This is a genomic window from Fulvimonas soli (assembly GCF_003148905.1).
In the GTDB taxonomy this organism is placed as follows: Bacteria; Pseudomonadota; Gammaproteobacteria; order Xanthomonadales; family Rhodanobacteraceae; genus Fulvimonas; species Fulvimonas soli.
Genome location: NZ_QGHC01000015.1, coordinates 24,639 through 48,463, shown reverse-complemented (window position 1 = coordinate 48,463; position 23,825 = coordinate 24,639). Strand labels below are relative to the sequence as shown.

General features: G+C 72.9%; 13 protein-coding genes. 8 read left to right on the top strand and 5 right to left on the bottom strand.

Annotated features, from left to right (window positions below; translation table 11 throughout):
* Positions 1-7: 7 nt before the first annotated feature.
* Complete coding sequence (locus tag C7456_RS15080) at positions 8-1,153, bottom strand: DUF819 family protein (RefSeq protein WP_109724632.1); 1,146 nt, start codon at positions 1,151-1,153, stop codon at positions 8-10.
* 194 nt (positions 1,154-1,347) lie between these two features.
* On the opposite strand from C7456_RS15080, the gene C7456_RS15075 reads away from it, so the two are divergent.
* From C7456_RS15075 to C7456_RS15045, 7 genes are all read left to right on the top strand, one after another.
* Entirely contained in the window at positions 1,348-2,808 is a 1,461-nt protein-coding gene (locus C7456_RS15075; RefSeq protein ID WP_211306339.1) for a transglutaminase-like domain-containing protein, read from the top strand.
* Between the two features lie 41 nt (positions 2,809-2,849).
* A complete protein-coding gene (locus C7456_RS15070) occupies positions 2,850-5,858 on the top strand; it encodes a TonB-dependent receptor (RefSeq protein ID WP_109724630.1) in 3,009 nt (1,002 codons plus the stop codon).
* A 129-nt stretch (positions 5,859-5,987) separates the two neighbouring features.
* Positions 5,988-7,220 carry a diaminopimelate decarboxylase gene (gene lysA, locus C7456_RS15065; protein WP_109724643.1) on the top strand — a complete coding sequence of 411 codons (1,233 nt, stop codon included), beginning with the start codon at positions 5,988-5,990 and terminating at the stop codon, positions 7,218-7,220.
* A complete protein-coding gene (locus C7456_RS15060; RefSeq protein WP_109724629.1) occupies positions 7,217-8,437 on the top strand; it encodes a dipeptidase in 1,221 nt (406 codons plus the stop codon). The genes lysA and C7456_RS15060 overlap by 4 nt, the downstream gene beginning before the upstream one ends.
* A gap of 185 nt (positions 8,438-8,622) precedes the next feature.
* On the top strand, positions 8,623-10,209 hold the full coding sequence (locus C7456_RS15055) for a serine hydrolase (RefSeq protein WP_109724628.1): 1,587 nt from the start codon (positions 8,623-8,625) through the stop codon (positions 10,207-10,209).
* A gap of 283 nt (positions 10,210-10,492) precedes the next feature.
* The gene (locus C7456_RS15050; protein WP_245889896.1) at positions 10,493-11,212 is read left to right on the top strand and encodes a M15 family metallopeptidase; all 720 of its coding nucleotides are present in this window, start codon (positions 10,493-10,495) and stop codon (positions 11,210-11,212) included.
* Between the two features lie 190 nt (positions 11,213-11,402).
* The gene (locus tag C7456_RS15045; protein WP_109724626.1) at positions 11,403-12,458 is read left to right on the top strand and encodes a serine hydrolase domain-containing protein; all 1,056 of its coding nucleotides are present in this window, start codon (positions 11,403-11,405) and stop codon (positions 12,456-12,458) included.
* A gap of 195 nt (positions 12,459-12,653) precedes the next feature.
* On the opposite strand, the gene C7456_RS15040 is transcribed toward C7456_RS15045, so the two are convergent.
* The gene (locus C7456_RS15040; RefSeq protein ID WP_245889895.1) at positions 12,654-13,178 is read right to left on the bottom strand and encodes a MarR family winged helix-turn-helix transcriptional regulator; all 525 of its coding nucleotides are present in this window, start codon (positions 13,176-13,178) and stop codon (positions 12,654-12,656) included.
* A gap of 56 nt (positions 13,179-13,234) precedes the next feature.
* Between C7456_RS15040 and C7456_RS15035 the strand changes: the two genes are divergently transcribed.
* Positions 13,235-14,917, top strand: coding sequence for a serine hydrolase domain-containing protein (locus C7456_RS15035; protein WP_109724625.1), 1,683 nt, complete (start codon positions 13,235-13,237; stop codon positions 14,915-14,917).
* 53 nt (positions 14,918-14,970) lie between these two features.
* Here the strand turns inward: C7456_RS15035 and recD are convergent, their stop codons facing one another.
* From recD to recC, 3 genes are read right to left on the bottom strand one after another with little or no spacing between them, the layout of a single operon-like run.
* Positions 14,971-16,755, bottom strand: coding sequence for an exodeoxyribonuclease V subunit alpha (gene recD, locus C7456_RS15030; RefSeq protein ID WP_109724624.1), 1,785 nt, complete (start codon positions 16,753-16,755; stop codon positions 14,971-14,973).
* Positions 16,752-20,312, bottom strand: coding sequence for a UvrD-helicase domain-containing protein (locus C7456_RS15025; RefSeq protein WP_109724623.1), 3,561 nt, complete (start codon positions 20,310-20,312; stop codon positions 16,752-16,754). Before C7456_RS15025 ends, recD begins: the two co-directional genes overlap by 4 nt.
* Positions 20,309-23,761, bottom strand: a complete 3,453-nt coding sequence (gene recC, locus C7456_RS15020) for an exodeoxyribonuclease V subunit gamma (RefSeq protein ID WP_170120232.1) — start codon at positions 23,759-23,761, stop codon at positions 20,309-20,311. Before recC ends, C7456_RS15025 begins: the two co-directional genes overlap by 4 nt.
* Between the last annotated feature and the right edge of the window lie 64 nt (positions 23,762-23,825).

Here is a 23,825-nt window from a genome sequence, read left to right as displayed (position 1 = left end):
CCGTCTGTCAGGACAACGCCGACATCACCGACGCCACCACCAGCCCGAAGCCGGTGCCGAGGATATAGCCGAGCAGCGCGAGCAGGATGCCCACCGGCACCAGCGCGCGCGAGTAGCTGGCGGCCAGCAGCGGCGTGGCCGCCACGCCGCCGATGTGCGCCAGCGAGGAGATGCCGCACAGGTACAGGTCGAAATGGAACAGCCGCGCCGCCAGCGCCAGCAGCGCGGCGTGGATGGCGATGATGCTGACCCCGCAGGCCAGGTACAGCGGCGCGCGCCCGATGCCCTCGAAGTTGCTCTGCGAGGCCAGCACCGCCACCACGCTGATCAGCAGCGCGCCGGAGATGGCGCTGGCGCCGCCGTAACGGGCCAGCGGCGTGTGCGCGGCGAGCAGCCCGGCGCCGGTGGCGAGCAGGATGGTCCAGGTGGTGCCCGAGATCATGCTGGACACCGGCAGGTAGTCCGCGAGCCAGGCCGACAGCGAGGCCACCAGCACCGCCAGGCCCAGCCACACCAGCACGCTGTCGGGCGTGGCCGGCGCGCGCGGCGCGGCGTCGGCCACCACCAGCTCGGCGCTGGATTGCGCGCGCGTCCAGCGGTTGAACGCCGGCGCCAGCCGCGCCAGCGCGAACAGCACCACCACCCACATCGAGTAGCACAGCGCGTCGGTGAGCAGGCTCATCGCCAGCAGCGCGTCGGGCATGCCGATCGCCTGCTTCACCGCCACCATGTTGGCGGTACCGCCCACCCAGCTGCCCGACAGCGCGGCCAGCGGCTGCCAGGCGTTGCCCGGCAGCCAGCGGTGGAACATCAGGAAGGTGGCGACGAAGGCCACGAACAGGCACACGGTGGTGGAGAAGAACACCGCCAGCACGCGCGGCCCGAGCCGGAAGATCGCGCGCAGGTCGCAGTTGATCATCAGCAGGAACAGCAGCGCCGGCACCATGTGCGCGATCAGCATGGCCTGCGCGGAGCGGATCTGCGCGTTCACCTGCCACAGCCCGGACACCGCCAGCGCGGTCACCAGCAGGTAGGTCAGCACGATCGGCGGCAGCACCTCGAACACGCGCCAGCCGAAGCGCCGCTCCAGCGCGGGGAACAGGCCGGCGGCGAGCAGCATCACCGCCAGGTAAGGCCAGACCGATTGGATCACCGCACCCCCTTCCGGCCTGCCGCACCCCGCCGGCGGCCGTTTTTGGAATAGCTAATTCCAACTTGATTTTTGAGAAGCATAAATTATTGACCACGTTTTGCAAGCGTGCTACACAACGGTTTCGGCGCAAGTTCGCACGAGGGGAAGGGTCGATGGCGATGCCGAAGGTCCGAGGGGAGAACGGTGCGCGGCGCATGCGCGGATGGCGCGTGCGGGCGGCATGGCTGGCGCTGCTGCTGGCGCTGCCCGCGTTCGCCGGCGACCTCCCCCCGCCCGCGCCGGCGGCCATCGTGGCACAGATCGACCGCGGCCAGTTCCGCGAGGCGGAGGCGGCCATCGCCGCCGCGCTGGCGCAGCCGGGCCTGCGGCCCGAGGCGCGCGAGGCGCTGGAGTTCCAGCGCGAGCGCATGCGCCGCATCCTGCTCGACTTCACGCTCGACGCCGGACAGGCCAAGGCGCGCCTGCGCAAGCCGATCCCCGACCTCACCGACGCCGAGTTCGCGCGCTGGGACGCCGCCGGCCTGCTCGAGCGCATGACCATCGACGGCCGCACGCGCTACTTCAAGCGCGCACCGTCCAACCTGTTCCGCCTCAGCGCCGAGGCGCGCGCGCGCCGCGCCGAGCAGACGCCGTTCGACGACACCCCGATGGAGACGCTCAACGCGCACCACCGCGAGGCGCGCGCCGAGGCGCTGGCCGGCGGCCGCAGCAGCGTGGCGCCGCGCCGCGTGCGGGTGACCCAGACGGTGACGGTGAAGGCCGACGCCGTGCCCGCCGGCGAGACGGTGCGCGCGTGGATTCCCTACCCGCAGGAACTGCCCGGCCAGCAGGACGACCTGCGCTTCCTCGCCAGCACGCCCGCGGCGCACCGGATCGCGCCGGCTTCCGCGCCGCAGCGCACGGTGTACCTGGAGCAGCGCGCGCAGGCCGGCCAGCCCACGGTGTTCTCGGCGAGCTACGAGCTGACCGTGCACGCGCAGTACCACGCGATCGACCCGGCCAAGGTGGTGCGCGCGACGATCACGCCCGAGCTGCGCCCCTACGTGGAGGAGCGCCCGCCGCACGTGGTCTACACCGACGACCTGCGCGCCTTCTCGAAGCGGGTCGTCGGCGACGAGACCAATCCCTACCGCATCGCGCGGAAGCTGTTCGCCGCGGTGGACCGCATCCCGTGGGCGGGCGCGCGCGAGTACTCCACGATCAGCAACATCAGCGACTACGCGCTGCACGCCGGCCACGCCGACTGCGGCCAGCAGACCCTGCTGCTGATCGCGCTGCTGCGCCTGAACGGCATCCCGGCGCGCTGGCAGTCCGGCTGGATCTATTCCGACGGCGACTACGAGGACATCCACGACTGGGGCCAGCTGTACCTGGCGCCCTACGGCTGGGTGCCGATGGACGTGACCTTCGGCCAGCTCGAACCCGGCCCGCAGGACGACCCGGCATTGCGCTGGTTCTACCTGGGCGGCCTGGACGCCTACCGCGTCGCGTTCAACCGCGACTGGAGCCGGCCGCTGGTTCCGGCCAAGCAGTACCCGCGCTCGGACACGGTGGACTCGCAGCGCGGCGAGGTCGAGTGGAAGGGCGGCAACCTCTACTACGACCAGTGGGATTACCACTTCGCATGGCAGGTCCTGCCCGCGCACGGAAGCTGACGGGCGGCTTTTCATTCACGGCATCTTCGGGGGAGGAAGACATGAACGGCAGTCGTAACGGGTATCTTCGCAGGACCGCGCTCTGCATGGCGCTCGGCATCGGCCTGGCGTGCCTGGCCGTACCGGGCGCGCACGCGGGCAACAACGACGGCTCGGTGGTGGGCCACACCGCCGCGGGCGCGGTGGTCACCGTGGTCAGCCCGTCCACCGGACTCACCCGCACCATCACCGCCGACGACAAGGGCAACTACCGCTTCCCGTTCCTGCCGGTGGGCGACTACACGCTCACCGCGACCAAGGACGGCCAGCCGCTGGGCGAGCCGCGCAAGGTCACCGTCAGCCTGGGCAACGCCACCGTGGTGGACGTCGGCGCCGCGGTCAACGCCACCAACCTCAATTCCATCAACGTCACCGGCACGGTGCTGCCGGTGGTCGACGTCACCTCCACCGAGTCGGCCACCAACATCTCGCGGCAGGAGCTGGCGCGCCTGCCGGTGGACCAGAACGTCACCTCGGTGGCGCTGCTGGCGCCGGGCGTGGTCAAGGGCAACGCCGGCTTCGGCGGCATCGCCTTCGGCGGCTCCTCGGTGGCGGAGAACGCCTACTACGTCAACGGCCTCAACGTCACCGACTTCTACAACCGCAACGGCTTCTCCGAGGCGCCGTTCAACTTCTACCAGGAGTTCCAGGTCAAGACCGGCGGCTACTCGGTCGAGTTCGGCCGCACCACCGGCGGCGTGGTCAACGCGGTGGTGCGTTCGGGCAGCAACACCTTCGAGGGCGGCACCGAGATCACCATGGAGCCGGGCAACTGGCACTCGCCGGCGGCCAACCACTACGACGACGACGGCAACCGCTACCTCACCGCCCGCCGCGACCGCGACTCGCTGATCAAGACCGACGTCTGGGCCTCCGGCCCGATCGTCAAGGACAAGCTGTTCTTCTTCGCCATGTACGAGGCGCGCGGCAGCACGCCGCGCAACACCAACGACCAGGGCAACAGCATCACCTACAACAACTCGCACGACGGCTTCTGGGGCGGCACCATCGACTGGAACATCACCGACAGCAACACGCTGTCGCTGATGGCCTTCTCCGACAAGAACAGCAACGTCGGCGACGTCTACGGCTACGACTACGCCAGCGACAGCACCACCGGCAAGACCAACGAGGTCTACACCGACACCGGCGGCAAGAACTGGGCGCTGACCTGGAGCAGCTACCTGACCAACGACCTGTCGATGAAGCTGATGTACGGCCGCAACGAGCGCGAGGCGTTCACCCACTCGCAGCTCGACGAGGACTGCAACCGCGTCGCGGCCACCTCGGCCTTCCTGAGCGAGTACGACCCGGGCGTGCAGCTCGGCTGCACCACCAGCTCCACCGTGTACTCGCGCGAGGACACCCGCAAGCAGTACCGCGCCGACTTCGAGTGGACGCTGGGCGACCACCTGCTGCGCTTCGGCTACGACCACGAGAACGACACCTCGGTGTCGAACCAGTACTACGCCGGCCCCGGCGCGATCTACTACAACCTGTACACCGCCGACCCGGGCGACACCATCGACAACGGCGGCGTGGTGCCCGCCGGCTACGACGCCTACGTGCGCGCCCGCCGCTACGAGATCGGCGGCACCTTCAGGACGCTCAACTCCGCCTACTACCTGGAGGACAACTGGCAGGTCACGCCGACCCTGGTGCTCAACGCGGGCCTGCGCAACGACAGCTTCGACAACCAGGACGCCGGGGGCCACAGCTACATCAAGATGGACAGCCAGATCGCCCCGCGCCTGGGCTTCTCCTGGGACATGAAGGGCGACGGCAGCACCAAGCTGTTCGGCAACCTGGGCCGCTACTTCCTGCCGGTGGCCAACGTGATCAACATCAAGCAGGCCGGCGGCCTGCTCGACGAGCGCACCTACTACGCCTTCGACGGCTGGGACATCGAGGAGCTCAACGGCGTGCAGTACGCCGTGCCCAAGCTGGGCCCGCAGATCGGCCCGGTGGACACCTCGCAGGGCGACGGCAGCGTGCGCGACCAGCGCTCGGCGGTGGACCACCACATGGACCCGGTCTACCAGGACGAGGCGATCCTGGGCTTCCAGCAGATGCTCAACGCGCAATGGTCGTGGGGCGTCAGCGCCACCTACCGCCGCCTGCACAACGCCATCGACGACATGGAGATCAGCGCCACCCCGCAGTGCGGCGGCGACGGCTACATCGGCTGGGTGATGGCCAACCCGGGCAAGAAGGTCACCGTGTGGGGCGACACCAACTGCGACGGCACGCCGGACGGCTGGATCGACATCGACACCTCCAAGCAGGGCTGGGCGATGTACGACGCCGACGGCAACTACCTCGGCCAGCGCGGCTGGGTGAAGCCCAAGCGCACCTACAGCGCGCTGGAATTCCAGCTCGACCGCGCCTGGGACGAGAAGTGGTCGTTCAACGCCTCCTACGTCATCTCGTGGAACCGCGGCAACGCCGAGGGCCCGGTCAACTCCGACACCGACTTCGACGACACCGGCCGCACCGAGAACTTCGACAACCCGTGGGTGAACCTGGGCGGCGACGGCTACCTGCCGAACGACCGCCGCCACCAGCTCAAGCTGCGCGGCGCCTACGCGATCACCCCGCACTGGGAAGTCAGCGCCGACGCGGACGTCCACTCCGGCGGCCCGATCACCGGCTTCGGCGTGGGCAACCCGTACGACGCGACCGACTACCACAGCTACTACATCTGCGTGCAGAACTGCGACTCGCCCGTCTCGGAGGACCGCGTCTACGTCCACTCCCCGCGCGCCGCCTACGGCCGGATGCCGTGGACCTACACGCTCAACGCCGGCATCAGCTACGTCCTGCCGTTCGAGGGACGCGGCAAGCTGCGCGTGAAGCTGGCGGTCTACAACCTGCTCAACCAGCAGCGCACGGTCCAGGTGGACCAGGACCTGCAGACCACCATCTCCAACTCGACCAACGATACCTTCAAGCAGTCGATCGGCTTCCAGTCGCCGCGCTTCACCCAGCTCACCGTGGCCGTGGATTTCTGAGTCCTTCCCCGCCGGCGGCCCGCAGGATTGCGGGCCGCTTTTTTCTTTCCGCCATATCCGCCCATGCCGCCCGCCGCCGCCGACACGCCCCCCGCCAACGAGGAACAAGCCACCGGCGCCGCGCCGGCGATGCTGGACGGCGTGGACCTGCACGCGCTGGCCGCCAGGCTCGGCACGCCGCTCCACGTGTACTCGGCCGGCGCGATCCGCGCGCGCATCGCCGCGCTGCGCGAGGCGCTGGCCGGCCTCGACGCGCTGGTCTGCTACGCGGCCAAGGCCAACTCCAACCGCGCCGTGCTCGGCCTGATGGCCGGGGCCGGGCTGGGCGCCGACATCGTCTCCGCCGGCGAGCTGTGGCGTGCGCTGCGCGCCGGCATCCCGGCGCGGCGCATCGTGTTCTCCGGCGTCGGCAAGACCGCCGCAGAGATCGACGCGGCGCTGGACGCCGACATCCTGCGCTTCAACCTCGAATCGCGCGACGAGCTGGAGACGCTCGACCGCCGCGCCGCCGCGCGCGGCGTGCTGGCGCGCGCCGCGGTGCGCATCAACCCCGACGTGGACGCGCTCACCCACGCCAAGATCTCCACCGGCCGCGCCGAGAACAAGTTCGGCGTGAGCCTGGACGAGGCGCGCGGCTGGTTCGCCGCGGCCGGCACCTACCCGCACGTGCGGCTGGACGGCCTGCACGTGCACATCGGCTCGCAGATCCTCTCGGTCGAACCGTTCCGCCAGGCGCTGCGCCACGTCGACGCCTTCCGCCGCGAGCTGGAAGCCGGCGGCCACCCGATCCGCAGCATCGACGTCGGCGGCGGGCTGGGCGTGCGCTACCGCGCGGGCGACCGGACGGTGGCCGTCGCCGACTACGTGGCCGCGATCCGCGAGGCGCTGGCCGGCCACGACGGCCGCCTGCTGCTGGAGCCGGGCCGCTGGCTGGTCGCCGAGGCCGGCGTGCTGCTGACCCGGGTGGTGCGCGTCAAGCCCGGCGCCACGCGGCCGTTCCTGGTGCTGGACGCGGCGATGAACGACCTGGCACGGCCCAGCCTGTACGACGCCTGGCACGACATCGCGCCGGTCGGCGCCGCGCGCGCGGACGCGGAGCGCTACGACGTGGTCGGCCCGGTCTGCGAGACCGGCGACACCTTCGCCCGCGACCGCCTCTTGCCGCGCTGCGCGCCCGGTGATCTGCTGATGATCAGGACCACCGGCGCCTACGGCGCGTCCATGGCCTCGACCTACAACTCGCGCCCGCTGGCGGCGGAAGTCGTGCTCGACGGCGGCCGCTACGCGGTGGTGCGCCGGCGGCAGAGCTTCGAGGAGATGGTCGCCGGCGAGACGGCGGCCGACCACTGGGAGAACGCATGAACACGATCCGCTTCCGCCCCCTCCTGGCCGCGCTGGCGCTGGCCGCCGCGCCCGCCGCCTTCGCGCAGCAGCGCGCGCCGGCCGGGCCGCTGACGCTGGACACCCACGTGGACATCCCGTTCTCGTACATGCGCGAGCCGCGTTTCGACGTCGGCAGGGACACGCCGCTCAAGGTCGACCTGGGCAAGATGGAGCGCGGCGGGCTCGATGCGGCGTTCTTCGTGGTCTGGGTGCCGCAGCACGCGCTGGACGCGGCCGGCTACGCCAAGGCGGTCGAGCAGGCCGAGCAGAAATACGAGGCCATCGGCCGCATGCTGATGATGTATCCCGACCGCATCCGCCTCGCCACCACGCCGGCGCAGGTGCGCGCCAACCGCGCGGCGGGCCTGCTCTCGGCGATGATCGGCATCGAGAACGCCTACTCGCTGGGCCACGACCTGCACCGCCTCGACGCCGCCTACGACCGCGGCGCGCGCTACGTCGGCCTGGTCCACGTCGGCGACAACGACCTGTGCACCAGCTCGCTGCCGGACACCGAACACGGCGAGCCGGCGATGAACAGCCCCGGCGACCATGGCATGACCGACTTCGGCCGTGCGGTGGTGAAGCGCGCCAACCAGCTCGGCATCATGGTGGACGTCTCGCACGCCTCCGACGCCTGCGTGCGCGACGCGCTCAAGGTCTCGACCGCACCGGTCATCGCCTCGCATTCCGGCGCGCGCGCCGCGCTCGACCACCCGCGCAACCTGCCCGACGACCTGCTGCGCGCGATCGCCGCCAAGGGCGGCGTGATCCAGGCGGTGGCCTACAAGGAGTTCCTGAAGAAGGACCCGGGCCGCGAGGCGGCGGAGAAGAAGCTGCAGGAGCAGGTCGCCCGCGGGGCCGGCGACAAGGAGTACGACTCGGACAAGCACGACTACCTGCCGGCGATGGCGCGCGGCATGGCCGAGATCCAGGATAAGTACCCGCTGCCCACGGTGGACGACTTCGTGGCGCAGATCCGGCACATGGTGCGGGTGGCCGGCATCGACCACGTCGGCATCGCCTCCGACTTCGACGGCGGCGGCGGCATCACCGGCTGGGCGGACGCCAGCGAGACCCGCAACGTCACCGCCGCGCTGCGCCGCGCCGGCTTCGGCGACGCCGACATCGCCAAGCTGTGGAGCGGCAACCTGCTGCGCGTCTGGGCCGAAGTCGAGCGCGCCGCGGAGCACTGACCATGCGCACCCCCACCGCGCCGCTCCTGCACCCTCTCCCCGCCGGGGAGAGGGTAGGGGTGAGTGGCCAACCTCGTGACGCCCTCGCAAGCAGGCGCGCATCCACCAACGCCACCGCAAGCCCCGCCCCCTCACCCCGGCCCTCTCCCCAAGGGGGAGAGGGAGCCATGCGCGGCTTCCGGCGCATGCGTTCTTCCCTGCGCCTCGCCGCCCTCGCCGCCATCCTGCTCGCACCCTCCCTGCACGCCGCCGCACCGCCACCGCCGGCGCTCACGCCCGAGCAAACCCGCTACCTCGACCAGCAGATCGACGACGCCTTCACCCGCTACCACCTGCCCGGCCTCGCGGTGGGCGTGATCGAGGGCGGCACGGTGGTCTACACCCGCACCCTGGGCGAGCGCGTCGCCGGCAGCGGCGAGAGGATCGACGCCGACACGCTGTTCAAGATCGCCTCCAACAGCAAGGCGATGACCACCGCCCTGCTCGGCCGCCTGGTGGACCAGGGCAAGCTGCGCTGGGACGACAAGGTCACCCGGTACCTCCCCGACTTCCGCATGTACGACCCGTGGGTGACGCGCGAGATGCAGGTGGGCGACCTGCTCACCCATTCCAGCGGCCTGCCCGAGGGCGGCGGCGACCTGATGCTGTGGCCCGAGCCCAACGACTTCACCCGCGCCGACATCGTCCACGCGCTGCGCTACCTCAAGCCCGCCTACAGCTTCCGCAGCAAGTACCAGTACGACAACCTGCTCTACGTGGTGGCCGGCGAGCTGGCCGCCGCCGCGGGCGGCGCGCCCTACGACGCGCTGATGCGGCGCGAGGTGTTCGCCCCGCTGGGCCTGTCGCGCTGCCAGGTCGGCGCGTGGGACCGCGACGAGGTGGGCAACGTGGCCGAGCCGCACGGCTACATCGGCGGCCGCAACCAGGTGATCCGCGCCGACGACGCGACGGTGCCGGCCACCACCTCCGACCCCGCCGGCGGCATCCGCTGCAGCCTGAACGACATGCTCGCCTGGGCGAGGAACTGGCTCGCGCCCACGCCCGCGCAGCTGCAATGGCTCTCGCCCGCGCAGCGCGCCGTGCTGCAGGCGCCGCACATGCTGATCCCGGTCTCCGCGCTGCGCCGGCAGTGGGACCGCAGCCACGTGATGGCCTACGGCTACGGGTGGCGCATGGCGGACGTCGACGGCCACTGGACGGTCTGGCACACCGGCACGCTGGCCGGCATGTACTCCGAGCTGATGCTGGTGCCCGACCGGCGCAGCGGCTTCGTGCTGCTCACCAACGGCAACGGCGACGAGGCGCGCACGGTGCTGGGCGAGGTGCTGCTCAAGCGCCTCACCGACCCGGCCGACACGCGCGGCGTGGCCGGCTACGCCGCACTGCTGGACGAGGCGGCGGCGAAGGCCGCCTCCGGCCGCAAGGCGCCGCCGCTGCCCGACAGCGCCGCGATGCCGCCGGCCGACCCGAAGGCGCTGGCCGGGCGGCTGGGCGTCTACCGCGATCCCTGGCTCGGCCCGGCCGCGGTCTGCGTGCGCGACGGCGCGGTGCGCTTCCAGGCCAAACGCTCCCCGCGCCTCGCCGGCGTGGTGGTGCAGGAGCATGGCCGCTACCTGGTGCGCTGGGACGACCGCACGGTCGACCCCGACGCCTGGCTGGACTTCCACGACGGCACGCCGGTGCGGCTGACCCTGGCCAAACTCGACCCGCACGGCGACTTCAGCTCCGACTACGAGGACCTCGACTTCGTGCGGGAGGGCGGCTGTGACTGACATCAAGGCTTCGCGCGGCGCCAAGGCCTCGCATGGGGAATGCGGCGGCATCCCCGCAACGCGCCGCGCAGGAACGCATCCGATGCGCCGCCTCGCGCATCCCGTGCGCGCCGGCCTCGCGCCTGGCTTCCCATGCCCTCCCCGCGCATGCAACTTCCCGCTCAGGGGCTCCGAACTCCCCACGACGTCATTCCCGCGCAAGCGGGAATCCAGGTCGCCTTTCCATAAAATCGCAATGGATTCCCGCTTGCGCGGGAATGACGGACGGAAAGGCGGCCATCCTATGAAGTTCGCCGCCGCACTCGCGGCACTCCTGCTCGCCACGCTGCCGCTCCCGGCCGCCCACGCCGCCGAAACCCCGCGCCTCTCCCCCGCCCGCACCGCCGCCGAGGCCAACCTGGTCGACGTGCGCAGCCGCGTGCCGGACATCCGCGAGGACATCAAGTACGCCGGCAGCGACAACTTCGTCGGCCGCCCGGTGGATGGCTACCACGCGCCCAAGTGCCTGCTGCACCCGCCCGCCGCCGACGCGCTCGCCCGCGTCGAGCGCGCGCTGCGTGCGCAGGGCTACCGCCTGGAAATCTGGGACTGCTACCGCCCCGCCCGCGCGGTGGCCGACTTCGTGCGCTGGGCGCACGACCTCGCCGACACGCGCACCAAGGCCGCGCACTACCCCCACCTCGACAAGTCCAAGCTGCTCGGCGACTACATCGCCCCCGTCTCCGGCCACAGCCGCGGCAGCACCCTCGATCTCGACCTGCTCCGGTGCGACGCCCGCGGCGAGCACTGCGCGCCGCTGGACATGGGCACCGGCTTCGACTACTTCGACCCGCGCGCCAACACCGACACGCCCGGGCTGAGCGCCGAACAGCGCGCCAACCGCGCGCGCCTGCGCGAGGCGATGGAACGGGCCGGCTTCAAGAACTACCCGATGGAATGGTGGCACTACACCTACCAGCCCGAACCCACCCCGGACACCCTCTACGACGTGCCCGTGCAATGACCCCGCCGCCGCCTCCAAGATCCAATCCCTCTCCCCTCCGGGGAGAGGGTGCCGGCAGAGCCTGCCCCGGACACGATCCGGGGCGGGTGAGGGGCCGGGCGAAGCGCAACGCCACGCACCGACCGAACCCTCACCCCAACCCCTCTCCCGACGGGAGAGGGGCTCCTCGCATCACGCCCGGAGCACCCGCATGCGACTCGCCCCCTTCCTCGCCTCGCTCGCCCTCTCCCTCGCAACCGCCGCCGCACACGCCGACGACACGCTGCAAGCCGTCGACCGCCTGATGCTGCGCTACCAGGGCGACGTGCCCGGCGCCTCGCTGCTGGTGCTGAAGGACGGCAAGCCGCTGGTGCGCCGCGGCTACGGCCTGGCCGACCTCGCCACGCACACGCCGGCCGCGCCCGACACCGACTACCGCCTCGCCTCGGTGAGCAAGCAGTTCACCGCCGCCGCGGTGCTGCTGCTGGCGCAGGACGGCAGGCTGCACCTGGACGACCCGGTGCGCCGCTGGCTGCCGGAGCTGCCCGACACCGACGACGGCATCACCCTCGCCCACCTGCTCAGCCACACCGGCGGCCTGATCGACTACGAGGACCTGATGCCGGCCGAACAGGTGCACCCGCTGCGCGACATCGACGTGCTGCACCTGCTCGCCAACGAGCGGCGCAGCTACTTCCCGCCCGGCCAGGGCTACCGCTACAGCAACGGCGGCTACGCGCTGCTGGCGCTGGTGGTCGAGCGCGCCTCCGGCATGCCCTATCCCGACTTCCTGCGCACGCGCATCTTCCAGCCGCTGGGCATGGCGCACACCCTGGCCTACGTCGAGGGCGGCCCCGCCGTGCCGCACCGCGCCTACGGCTACACCGAGATCGGCGGCGCGTGGACGCGCACCGACCAGAGCATGACCAGCGCCGTGCTGGGCGACGGCGGCATCTACAGCTCGATCGACGACCTCGCCCAGTGGGACGCCGCGCGCTACGACGACCGCCTGCTCGACGCCGCCTCCCGCCGCCTCGCCTTCAGCCCGCACGCCAAGGTGACCGGCGAGCCCTACCGGGCCGACTACGGCTACGGCTGGCGCCTCACCGGCGACACCGAATGGCACTCCGGCGAGACCGTGGGCTTCCGCAACGTGATCGTGCGCTGGCCGAAACAGCACCTCACCGTGGTGCTGCTCAGCAACCGCAATGCGCCGGAGCCTTACGAGACGGCGCTGGCGATCGGCCGATTGTTTCTTGCTCCGTAGCGCGAGGGAATTACGCGCAACCGATTCGCGGCGCGCATAGCGCACGGTTCCGTCGACGACGGGCATACCGGCTGTCGGCCCGCCCGCAGCGTACATCCGGCTTTCCCGCCCTGCCGGCCTTGCATCCGATTCTGCGTCGACCTGTCCATGTCCAGCGCCTACTGCCGGCGATCACCCATGGCCGGAGCGTGGACGCTAAAGCGGGTTCTTGGCCTTCAGGTGACGCAGGGCCCGTTGGGCCACGGAGGAGCGATCCAGCGCCTTTTCCAATGCGTCGAGCGCCCTGACGACTTCGCCTGCCTCCTCGTCGAGCGCTCGCGCCGACTCGGCCAATGCCTCCCAAACCGGCCGCATTTTCCTGACGAACGCGCAACCCCGCCTGGTAAGGCGGAGATTGCGCCTGCGCGCGTCCTGCTCGTCCGCTCGGACCTCGACAAGGCCGGCCCTTTCCAGGGACTCCTTGGTCTGGCTGACGGATACGTGGCTGATCGCCAGCGCCTCGGCAAGTTGGCCCACGCCCATCGACCCGAACAGGTCCAGCAGGTTGAGCACGCCGAACCAGCGCTGCTCGAAATCGACGCCCAGGTGGGCGTAGAACGCCGAAAGCTCCCGGTCGATCCGCTCGGAGACCCGCCTGAGGCGGGCCCCCAGGGCGGCACCGCCGGCGCGGGCGGTGTAGTCGCGCCATGGTTCCCTTTCCGTCTTCATCCGCTTGACCATTTATGTAGGCGCCTACATTATAGGCTACCTGCCGCCCATGGGCACCCTCGGCCGCCATGACCAAGCCAACCTTCATCCGTTGCGTATTCGCCTGCCTGGTCCTGTGGAGCCAGGATGCCGCACATGCGGCTACGGCAGCCCGGCGCGAGGCGGCCGTGGATCGGGTGTTCGCGGCGTTCTCTCCACATGCCCCCGGTTGCGCGGTGGCCGTCTATCGCAATGGAGCGACCGAGTTCGAGAAGGGCTACGGCTCAGCCAACCTGGAAACGTCGACGCCCATCGATCCGCAGACGGTCTTCGACCTCGGCTCCACCTCCAAGCAGTTCACGGCGGCCGCGATCGTGCTGCTGGCGGAAGACGGGAAGCTTTCCCTGGACGACGACATCCGCAAATACCTGCCCGAGATGCCGGACTACGGGTCGCCCGTCACCATCCGGCAGATGCTCCATCACACCGCGGGGCTGCGGGATTACGTGACGCTGCTGACCTTCGCCGACATCGACTATGACGACGTGAGCACCCCGGCCCAGGCGCTGGCGATGCTGGCTCGTCAGAAACAGCTCAACTACCGGCCCGGCGACAGCTTCCTGTACAGCAATTCCGGGTATTTCCTGGCCACCCAGATCGTCGAACGCGTATCCGGCATGTCGATGCGGGAATTCGCCCGGCAGCGCATCTTCGGGCCACTCGCCATGAAGCACAGCTTCTACAAGGACGATCACGCAGAGGTGGTGCCTCACCGGGCTTCCGGCTATGTGCCGGAGGAAGGGGGGCGCTACCGCATCTCCCAGCCCAACTGGGAAGAGACCGGCGACGGCGGCGTCCAGACCAACGTGGTCGATCTGGCGCGCTGGGTGGCCAACTTCACGGCCCCCAGGATCGGCGGCGATGCTTTCGTGCGCGAAATGGAGCGTACCGGCGCGTTGAACGACGGCCAGCCGCTCGACTACGCCCTGGGCCTGATGGTCTCGACGCACCGGGGGCGCAAGATGGTGCACCACGGCGGCTCGTGGGGCGGCTACCGGGCCGAGATCCTCCGCTTCCCGGAAGTCGGCCTGGGCGTCGCCACCCTGTGCAACAGCGCCAATGCCGATGCCAGCGCATTGGCGATCGCCACGGCCGATCTCTGGCTGGCCGACGCGCCCGCGCCGACCGCGTCGGCGAAAGAGGATGCGCGGCAGGCGGTTTCTCCGATCCGGGAGGACGGCGCCGGAAAGACGAGCCCGGCGAGGGCAGGCACGTATCGCAATCCCGACTCGGGCAGCCTGCGCAGGGTCGAGATCAAGGATGGCGTCTGGATCGAGGCCTTCGGCGGCAGATACCGGCTGGTCCCTCGGCCGGACGGAAGCTTCGAGATGGTCGGCGGGCCCTTCGAGGCCCGATACCGGTTCCTGGCGCGGCCGGAAGGAGGACTTGAACTGCAACAGTCCGCCATGGAGCGGACCATCCGCTTCGAGGAGCTGGAATTGCACCATCCTTCCAAAGCGGAGCTGCAAAGCTACGTGGGCGGCTACCGTTGCGATGAACTTGGGGTCGTCTACCGCCTGCAAACGAACGGCAGCGAACTCTACCGCATCGATTCCAGGGGCGAGCGGGAAGCCTTCCAGCCGCTGCGGCGCAACGAGTTCAGCTACGGGAACCTGACCATGCGCTTCGACATCGATTCCAGCGGTCGTGCCCGACACGCCATTCTGGATATCGGGCGCGTCAGGAACCTGGACTGTCCGCGCCTGCGGTGACGGCCGGGCTGGACCCGCCGCCGCGGGCTTTCCCGCCCGGGATCCGCCCGCGTTTAATCGCCCCCCAACCGCTCCCTCAACCCACCCGCCCGATACGCCGGCTGCGCCAGCGCCGCCGCCGTCGCCGCCTCGCTGCCCCACAGCTCCACCTGCCGGCGCGCCCGCGAGAGGCCGGTATAGAGCAGCTGCCGCGAGAGGATGCGGTGCTCGGCGTCGGGCGGCAGCAGCACGGCGACGTGGTCGTATTCGGAGCCCTGGCTCTTGTGGATGGTGACGGCGAAGGCGCCTTCGTGGCTCGGCACGGTGCCGGGGCCGAAGGCGCGCGCGGCGGGCCGGCCGTCGGCGTCCGTGCCCTCGAACCACACGCGCAGGCGGCCGGCGGCGTCGGCCAGGCACAGGCCGACGTCGCCGTTGAACAGGCGCGCGGCGTAGTCGTTGCGCACCACCAACACGGCGCGACCGGGATACCACTCCTGTTCCTCCGGCACGTTCCACAGCTGCTTCAGCCGCCGCTCGATCCAGGCGTTGGCGGCCAGCGCGCCGTGCGCGCCCTCGCGCAGCGCGCACAGCAGCTGCCGGCGCGACAGCGCGCGCAGCGCGGCGAGCGCCTGCGCGGCGGCGGCGGCCTCGTCGTCCGCCGGCAGCACGGGGCGCAGCGGCAGTTCGGCCAGCGCCGCCGTCCAGCGCTGCAGGGCGCGGCGGAAGGACTCGCCCGATTCCACTTCGTGCCGCTGCGCCTGCGCGCCGGCCGCGCGGAACGCCTCGCGCAGCGCCACGGCGTCGCCCTCGCGCACCGCGCGGTTGATCGCGGCCAGCGGCTGCTCGGCGCGGAAGCTGTGCTCCAGCCGTACCAGCTCCGGCGCGCGCTGCGCTTCCAGCACCGACACCAGATCGAGCAGCACGGAGCCGGCGCCCACCGAGGTGAGCTGGTCGGCGTCGCCGACCAGGACCAGCGCCGCCTCCGGCCGCACCGCCTCCAGCAGCGCGCGCAGCAGGCCCAGGTCGATCATCGAGGCCTCGTCCACCACCACCACGTCGGCGGCCAGCGGGTTGGCGCGATCGCGCGCGTAGCGGTTGCGGCGCGGGTCGTAGCCGAGCAGGCGGTGCAGGGTGAGCGCCTCGCCGTCGGGGATGCGGTCGAGCAGCGCGTGCCAGGCGTGCGGCAGCGGCGCCGCGGGATGGCCGAGCAGCGCCTGCTTGCCCGCGCGCAACGACTGCACCAGCCGCTGCGCCGCCTTGCCGGTGGGCGCGGCGACCGCGATGCGCGGCTCGGGCAGATGCTTCTGCAGCATCAGCAGCATGCGCAGCACGGTGGTGGTCTTGCCGGTGCCGGGGCCGCCGGTGAGCACGAACAGCCGGCGGCCGGCGACGTTGCGCACGGCTTCGCGCTGGCGCCGCACCGCCGCCGAGGCGTCGCCGTGGAACAGCGCGCCGAGGTCGGCCGCGTCCACCGCGACGGCGGCGCCGGCCGCGCGGCGCGCGCGCAGCAGCGCCGCCACCGCGACCTCGTCGGCATGGTTGCGCCACAGGTAGAAACGGCCGGCCGCGTCCAGCACGAACGGCGTGGGCGCAGTGCCGTCGCCGACCAGCGGCTCGCCGCGCAAGGCGTCGAGCTGTGGCGGCTCGAACGGCGGCAGGCCGTGCCGGCCGGCGCCTGCGCCGAGCAAGGGCAACGCGGTGTCGCCCGCGCCGTCGGCCAGCGAGGCCCACGCCGCCAGGTCCGCCAGCGCCACCGAGCCGCCGTGCGCCAGCGTCCAGCGGCGCACCGCGCGGTCCAGCGGGCGCCACGGCGGCTCGGCCGGTTCCGGCACGTGCGACGTGAAATCGAACGAGCTCATGCGGCCTCCCCACGCGATGCGCCCAGCGCGCGGTCCGCCGCGTCCAGCAGCGCGCCGCCGAAGCGGTGCCGCCACACGCCGGCGCCGGGCGCGAGGCCGACCGCGCGCACGAACAGGTAGATCGCCTCGCCCAGGTGCCGCTCGCGCTCGTAGCGCGGCAGGCGCTGGCGCAGCAGGCGCTCCACCGCCACGGTGTAGAGCAGCGCCTGGAAGCGGTAGCGGTGCGCGTCCATCGCCGCGCCGAGGCGCTCGGGCAGGTAGCCGGCGAGGCTTTCGCCCAGCCAGTTGCTCTTGTAGTCGAGCACGTGGAAGCGGCCGGCGTGCTCGAACACCAGGTCGATCTTGCCGGTCATCAGGCCGCGCAGCGTGGCGGCCGGCGCGCGCGGCACCAGCGCGGGCTCGCCATGCCGCTCGCAGGCTTCGCGCAGCCGCGCCATCGACACCTCGTCCAGCGCGTAGTGGAAGGCCATCTCCGCGCGCATCGCCGCGGCGGGCAGCGTGCCGAGCGCGAGGCCCGGCAGCAGCTCCGCGTCCAGCACGGCCTGCACGCGCGCGGCGAGGCGGCGCGCCAGCGGCTCGGGCGCGTCCTCGCTGCGCACGCCCTCGCCGCGCAGGCTGCGCCGCACCAGGCCGAGCTGCTGCGCCATCGGCTCGCCCGGCTTGCGGTTCTCGAAGATCGCGTGCAGCGCGTTGCCGAACTCCGGGCCGCGCCAGGACGACAGCGCCAGCAGCTCGGGATGCGGCTGCGCGGGCCGCGGCTCGGCCGGCAGGGCGTCGATGCCCTCCTCCTCCGGCGCCGGCGTGGCGGCCTCGTCGTCGGCAGGCAGGTCTTCCAGCGTGCCCGCGTCCTGCGCGTGCGCGAGGTTGGAGAAGCTGTAGATCTGCCGCGCCGGCCGCGCGGGCGGCAGCGGCAGCGCGCGGCGTTCGCGCGGCTGCGCCTCGCGCGCGGGCGCGAGCGTGGCGAACGGCCAGGGCCAGTCGTCCTCGCGCCAGTCGAGCGCGTCAGAAGCGGCGATGCCAGCCCGCAGCAGGCGCCCGACGGTGGCGTCGAGCGCGGAGCGCTTCGGGTCGCCCAGCGGCTGCTGCGTGTTGCCGTTGGCGCGCCGTTCCGGCGGCAGCACGTAGACGTGGCAGGCCAGCCTCGCGCGGGTCAGCGCCACGTAGAGCACGCGGAAGCGCTCGTCCTGGTCCTCGCGCGCGGCCTCCTCGCAGGCGGCGGCGTGGTCCGCGCCGCCGAGCACCAGCTCGCGGCCGCCGTCGGCGGCGTGGCGCAGGGGCAGCCTGATGTCGCGCCCTTCGTGCGCCCACATCAGCGGCAGCAGCACCACCGGGAACTCCAGGCCCTTGCTGGCGTGCAGGGTCATCAGGCGCACGCGGCGCGCGTCGGACTCGATGCGCAGCTGCTGTTCCTCGGCCGCGTCGCCCTCGTCGCCGCCGCCCTCGCGCTGCGCGGCCAGCCAGCCGAGCAATTGCTCGGCGCCATGCAGCTCCTGCTCGGCTTCCTGCAGCAGCTCGCCGAGGTGGCGCAGGTCGGTGAGCGCGCGCTCGCCGTCCGGCGCGGCGAGCAGCGCGGGCGCGGCGACGCCGAGCAGCGACTGCACCACCGCCAGCACGCCCTCGCGCTGCCATTGCAGCCGCCATCGCGCGAAGCGCTGCTCGTGGCGCAGCCAGGCGTCCGGCCGCTCGCGCAGGGCGCGCAGCTCGGCCAGCGAAAGCCCGAGCAGGCGCGTGGCCAGCGCGGCGCGCAGCGCGCCTTCCTCGCCGCGGTGCTCGACCGCGTACAGGATGACCTGCAGCTCGCGCGCGAGCCCAGTGGCGAACACGCTGCTGCGCCCCGCGCCCACGCAGGGCACGCCGCGCCGCTGCAGCCGCTCGCGCAGCGCGGCGACGTGGCCGTTGGTGGGCAGCAGCACGGCGAGGTCGCCGGGGCGCAGCGGCTCGTCGCCGATGCGGACGTCGCCGGACAGCAGGTGCACGAGGTGGTTGGCGCAGGCGTCCAGTGCCTGCCGCTCGCGCTCGCCCTTGTTCGGCGGCGGCTCGCGCAGCAGGTGCAGCACCAGCGGGCGCTCCACCGTTCGGCCGTCCATCCGCAACGGCGGCAGCTCGCGGCCGGCGCGCACCGCCTCGTAGGCGATGGCGTCGTCGTATTGCGACAGCGCCGGCCCGGCCTGCGCGTAGAGCGCGTTGAAGCCCCGCACCAGCGCCCCGGACGAGCGGAAGTTCACCGCCAGGCGCAGCACCGCGTCGGCGCTGCGCGCCGCGTGCAGGTAGGCGTGGATGTCGCCGCCGCGGAAGCGGTAGATCGCCTGCTTGGGGTCGCCGATCATCACCAGCCGGCCGCGCTTGCGGCCGCCGGCGTCGCGGTAGATCGCGTCGAGGATGGCGTACTGCTGCGCGTCGGTGTCCTGGAACTCGTCCACCAGCGCCACCGGCCAGGCGCGGAACAGGCGCTCGGCCAGCGCGCCGCCGGGCGCGGCCAGGGCGCGGCGCACCTGCGCGACGAGCTCGTCGAAGCCGACCAGGTCGCGCTCGCGCAGGCGCGCGTCGCGCTGCGCCAGCAGGCGCTCGCGCCAGCGCGCCAGCGCCGCGCTGCGCGCGGGCAGGTCCACGTCGGCCAGCACGCGCGCGGCTTCGCGGGCCAATGCCATCGCCGGGCTGCGCAGCGCCGCCTCAAGGTGCTCCGGCCCGATCTGCTTTTCCGGCGGCGCGGCGAGATCGTCCACCGTCCCGGCGTCGAGGCTGGCGGAACGATCGCCCGCCTCGATGTAATCGGCAAGCGCCAGCAGGCCGCGCCGAAGCACCTTCGCACGCGGGTTGAACTGCGCGCCGTCGCCGACCCATGCGCGGATCAGCGCCGCGTTCTCCGGCCGCATCACCGCGTCGATGGCCTCGCCGGACACCAGCTGCACGCGCACGTCGGGCCGGATCGCCTCGCGCAGCGCGCGCGCCAGCGCGTCGAAGCCGCCGCGCCACCAGGCGAGGTCGCCGGGCGGCAGCTCGCCCTCGGACTGCGCCAGCTCGCGCCACAGGTCCTCGATCAGCTCGTTTTCCAGCGCCTTGCCGGAGACCATCTCGCCGAGGCGGAACGCGCCGCCGCTCTCGAACGGGTAGTCGTCGAGCACGCGCCGGCACAGGCCGTGCAGCGTGCCGACCGGCGCGAGGTCCAGCTCGGACTGCGCGAGGCGCAGGCGCAGCGCGTCGGCCGAGGCCCGCGCGGGATCGCCCCGCCAGCGCCGGTGCAGCCACGCCTCGTCCGAAGGCAGGCCCGCCGCGTCCACGGGCCGCGTGGCGTCGAAATCGAGCGCACGCCGCTCGGCCCAGCGCAGCTTCGCGCGCAGGCGCTCGCGCAGCTCCTGCGCGGCGGCGTCGGTGAAGGTGGTGACCACCACCTGCCGCGGCATGAGGCCCTGCTCCAGCAGCAGGCGCAGGTACAGCGCCGCGATGGTCCAGGTCTTGCCGGTGCCGGCGCTGGCCTCGATCAGGCAGCGGCCGCCCTCGCCCTCGGCGTGACCCAGCGGCAGCCCGGTCCAGTCGGCGACGTGCAGCGGCGCGCTCATGCGGGCGGCTCCGGCGCGATCAGCGCGGCGAGGCGCGCGGCGATCTCCACCAGCGCGTCGTACTCGGGCCGGCCCGGCTCGAAGCGCGCCTCGCCCGCGAGCAGGTGCGCGTAGCCCGGCGCGTGGTCGCGCTCGCCCACGCCGTGGCCGCCGCCCTGCCACGCGGCGAGCGGCCGGGGCTCGCGCCCGCGCTGCAGGTCCTCGACCACGCTCCAGCTGGTGCGCGGGAAGTACCACAGCGGCGGCTGCCGCTGCGCGCGCAGCCACAATTCGAGCAGGCCGGCCAGGCGCCGCCCGAGGTCGTCCAGCATCGCGGCGCGCGGCGCGGCATCGGCGGCGACGAAGGCTGCGTCCCAGCCGTTGAGCTGCGCCTGCCACGGCGCCTCGCCGCCGCTGGTGAGCAGGGCGAGGCGCACCGGCGCGTCCGGCGGCGTCAGCCGGCGCAGCAGCGCCCACTCCACGAACAGCGGCACGCGCTCGCGGAAGCCGAGCTGCGCCTCCTTCCGGCCGGGAAAGACCTCGAACAGCCAGCGCACGCCAGCGCGTTCGTGCACGCGCGACAGCTCGCCTTCGACGCGCAGCCCGGCGAGCGTTTCCTGCACGGCCAGCGGCAGGCGCGGCGGCAGGCCATCGCGCAGCAGCGGCAGGTCGCGCGCGCGCGCGAGCATCGCCTCCGCCTGCTCGCGCTCGCGCTGCCACGCCGCTTCGCCCAGCCGTCCCGGCGGCAGCAGGCCGGTGAGGCGCAGCCAGTCGGGCGCGCGCGCCGGCAGGCGCAGCCCGCCCTCCAGCGCGTCGAGCACCAGGCGCCGGCCGACGCGGTCGAGCGCCTCGAACCTCGCCTCCAGCGGCTCGCTCTCGCGCAGGCGCTCTTCCTCCAGCGCGTCGAGGCGGACGTTGAGGCGCTGGCGCAGCAGCTGCTTCGCGGGATCGCGGTACCAGGCCAGCACCTCGCGCAGCGCGGCGGTGTCGTCGGGCGCCGCCTCGGCCGCCGCCGCGGGCGGCGCGGCGCGGGCGGCCGGCGCGGACACCATCGCCGCCAGCTCGCCACGGTAGGAGAACAGCCGCGGGTCGCTGCCGTCGAAGTAGCGCGCGTCGAACGGCTGCAGCGGATGCCTGACGCGCCACGGGCGCAGCACGGGCGCGTCCGCGCGGCCTTCCGCGCGCGCCCTGTCGTCGGCGTCCGGCTCGACCTCGGCCAGGCCCGCCTGCGCGTCCAGCAGCGCCAGCAGCTCGGCCAGCGGCGCAGCGGGGTTGCGCGACTTGCCGTCGCGCACGCCTTCGCCGAGGTAGGACAGGTGCAGCGCGTCGCGCGCGGCCATCACGGTTTCCAGGAACAGGTAGCGATCGTCGCTGCGCACGTCGCGGTCGCCCAGGCGGCGGTGGCGCAGCATCGGGTCCAGTCCCTGGTCGCCGGCGCCGCGCGGGAACTCGCCGTCGTTCAGGCCGAGCACGGCGACCACGCGGAACGGGATCGCGCGCTGGGGCACCATGCCGCAGAAGGTGACGCCGCCGAGCAGGAAGCGCTGGCGCTCCGGCGCGGCGGCGAGGCGCTCGCGCAGCACCTCGCGCACCACGGCGAAGTCGAGCTCGGGGTCGAGGCCGGCGTCCTGCGTCTCCGCCACGGTGGCGTGGATGAAGCGGCGCAGCAGGCCCAGCGCCTCGCGGCCGGCGCGGTCGTCCGGGGCGACGCGGAACAGCGCGTCGAGCAGCTGCTCCAGCCGCGCCGCCCAGGCCGAGGCGCGCCGCGGCACGGCGGCGTCGCGGCGCAGCGCGGCCAGCTCCTGCAGCAGGCGGTCGAGCGCGCCCAGCGCCGCCGCCTGCGGGCCGGACACGCCGGCCACCGGCCACAGCGCGCCGCCGGGCAGCTCGAACGCCGCGTCGCCGCCGCCCATCACGTAGCCGGCGAGCAGGCGGTCCAGGCCCCAGGCGAAGGTGTGCCCGGCGATCGCGGGCACGCCGAAGCCGGCGCGCCAGGCGCCGTCCAGGCCCCAGGCCACGCGCGCCTCGGCGAGCCACTGGCCGAGCCGCTCCACGTCGTCGCCGTCGAGGCCGAGCGCGCGGGCGATCGCCGGCGTCTGCAGCAGGTCGAGCACCTGCGGCGCGGTGAGGCGCGAGCCGGGGGTGTCGAGCAGCCGGCCGAAGGCGTCCAGCAGCGGGTGCGTGCGTGCCACCGCCACGTCGGCGAGGTGGTAGGGCAGCGGCCCCTGCATACGCCCCGCCTCGCCGAACACCGCCGGCAGCAGCGGCACGTAGGCGGCGATGTCGGGCGCCATCACCACGATGTCGGAGGGCTGCAGGTCGGGCCGCTCGGCCAGTTCGCGCAGCAGCGCGTCGCGCAGCACCTCCAGCTCGCGCAGGCGCGTGTGGCACAGGTGCACGCGCAGCGAGCGGTCGCGCAGCGCGGCCTCGCCCCGCGCGGGTTGCAGCAGCGACACGTCGAGCCGGCGGATGCTCTCCTGCAGCTGGTGCAGCAGCGCAACCGGCGGCGGCGCGCCGTGGTCCTCGTCCTGCCAGTGGCGCACGTCCGTGCGCACCTCGGCCAGCCCCGACAGCGCGAGCATGAAGTGCTGGCCCATGCGGCCCCAGTCGGCGAGCAGCGGGTGGCCGGCCTCCCCGATGAAGGCGGCCTCGGCCGTGTCGCCGGCGTCGAGCCGCGCGGCGAGCTCGCGCAGCTGCGCGCGCGTGCCGCGCAGGCCGGCCCAGTATTCGCGGCAGGGATCGGGCACGTAGAGCACCACCGGGCGGTGCCGCGCCACCGCGGCGAGCACGGCCAGCTCGGCCGGCGCGAGGTGGCTGAGGCCGAACACGTGCAGCGGCTCGCGCGGCAGCGTGCCGGGCGGCGCACGGTCCAGCGCGCGCAGCAGCGCATCGAGCACTTCCGCGCGGTGCGGCCGGTCGATCGCCCGGCGCAGCGCGCGCCACAGCGGGGCGAGGAAGCTCTGCTCGGGCACGCCGTCGCGGCCGCGCTCCCACGCGGCCAGCCAGTCGGGGCGGTAGACCAGGTATTGCGAGTACAGCCGCGCCAGCCGGTCGGCGAGCTGGTAGCGGCGGCGCGCCGGATCGCCGCCGGCGAGGTAGCGGCGCAGTTGCGGATCGTCGAGGCCGCCGAGCAGCTCGTGGATGCGCCAGCGCAGGCGCTCGCGCCGGTACGGCCGCAGCGCCACCGCCGACTCGCCGAGCACCTCGCGCGCCAGCGCGTCCAGCCAGTCGCTGGGCAGGCGGATGTCCAGGTTCGCCACGATGCTGCCGGGGCCGCGCTTGCGCGCCAGCGCGCCGGCCAGCCATTGGCGCATGCCCGGATGCGCGGCGATCACCGTCTGCGGCGCCAGCGCGTGCGCGGGCGGCACCTCGTGCAGCAGGCGCTCCAGCGGATCGAGCAGGGCCTCGAGCCGGCTGGCGCGGTAGACCACGAGGCCGTGGCCGGGGTCGTCCGGGGTCGCTTGCTGCATCCGGGCGATGATAGCGGCAGCGGTCGCAGCGGTTGCGACGCGCGGGCCCGGATCATCGCCGCCC

Bases quoted from the DNA above. Each gene is read 5' to 3' on its own strand.
- C7456_RS15075 (WP_211306339.1), top strand. From the start codon at position 1,348: ATGCGCGGATGGCGCGTGCGGGCGGCATGGCTGGCGCTGCTGCTGGCG.
- C7456_RS15070 (WP_109724630.1), top strand. From the start codon at position 2,850: ATGAACGGCAGTCGTAACGGGTATCTTCGCAGGACCGCGCTCTGCATG.
- lysA (WP_109724643.1), top strand. From the start codon at position 5,988: ATGCTGGACGGCGTGGACCTGCACGCGCTGGCCGCCAGGCTCGGCACG.
- C7456_RS15060 (WP_109724629.1), top strand. From the start codon at position 7,217: ATGAACACGATCCGCTTCCGCCCCCTCCTGGCCGCGCTGGCGCTGGCC.
- C7456_RS15055 (WP_109724628.1), top strand. From the start codon at position 8,623: ATGCGTTCTTCCCTGCGCCTCGCCGCCCTCGCCGCCATCCTGCTCGCA.
- C7456_RS15050 (WP_245889896.1), top strand. From the start codon at position 10,493: ATGAAGTTCGCCGCCGCACTCGCGGCACTCCTGCTCGCCACGCTGCCG.
- C7456_RS15045 (WP_109724626.1), top strand. From the start codon at position 11,403: ATGCGACTCGCCCCCTTCCTCGCCTCGCTCGCCCTCTCCCTCGCAACC.
- C7456_RS15040 (WP_245889895.1), bottom strand. From the start codon at position 13,178: ATGGTCAAGCGGATGAAGACGGAAAGGGAACCATGGCGCGACTACACC.
- C7456_RS15035 (WP_109724625.1), top strand. From the start codon at position 13,235: ATGACCAAGCCAACCTTCATCCGTTGCGTATTCGCCTGCCTGGTCCTG.
- recD (WP_109724624.1), bottom strand. From the start codon at position 16,755: ATGAGCTCGTTCGATTTCACGTCGCACGTGCCGGAACCGGCCGAGCCG.
- C7456_RS15025 (WP_109724623.1), bottom strand. From the start codon at position 20,312: ATGAGCGCGCCGCTGCACGTCGCCGACTGGACCGGGCTGCCGCTGGGT.
- recC (WP_170120232.1), bottom strand. From the start codon at position 23,761: ATGCAGCAAGCGACCCCGGACGACCCCGGCCACGGCCTCGTGGTCTAC.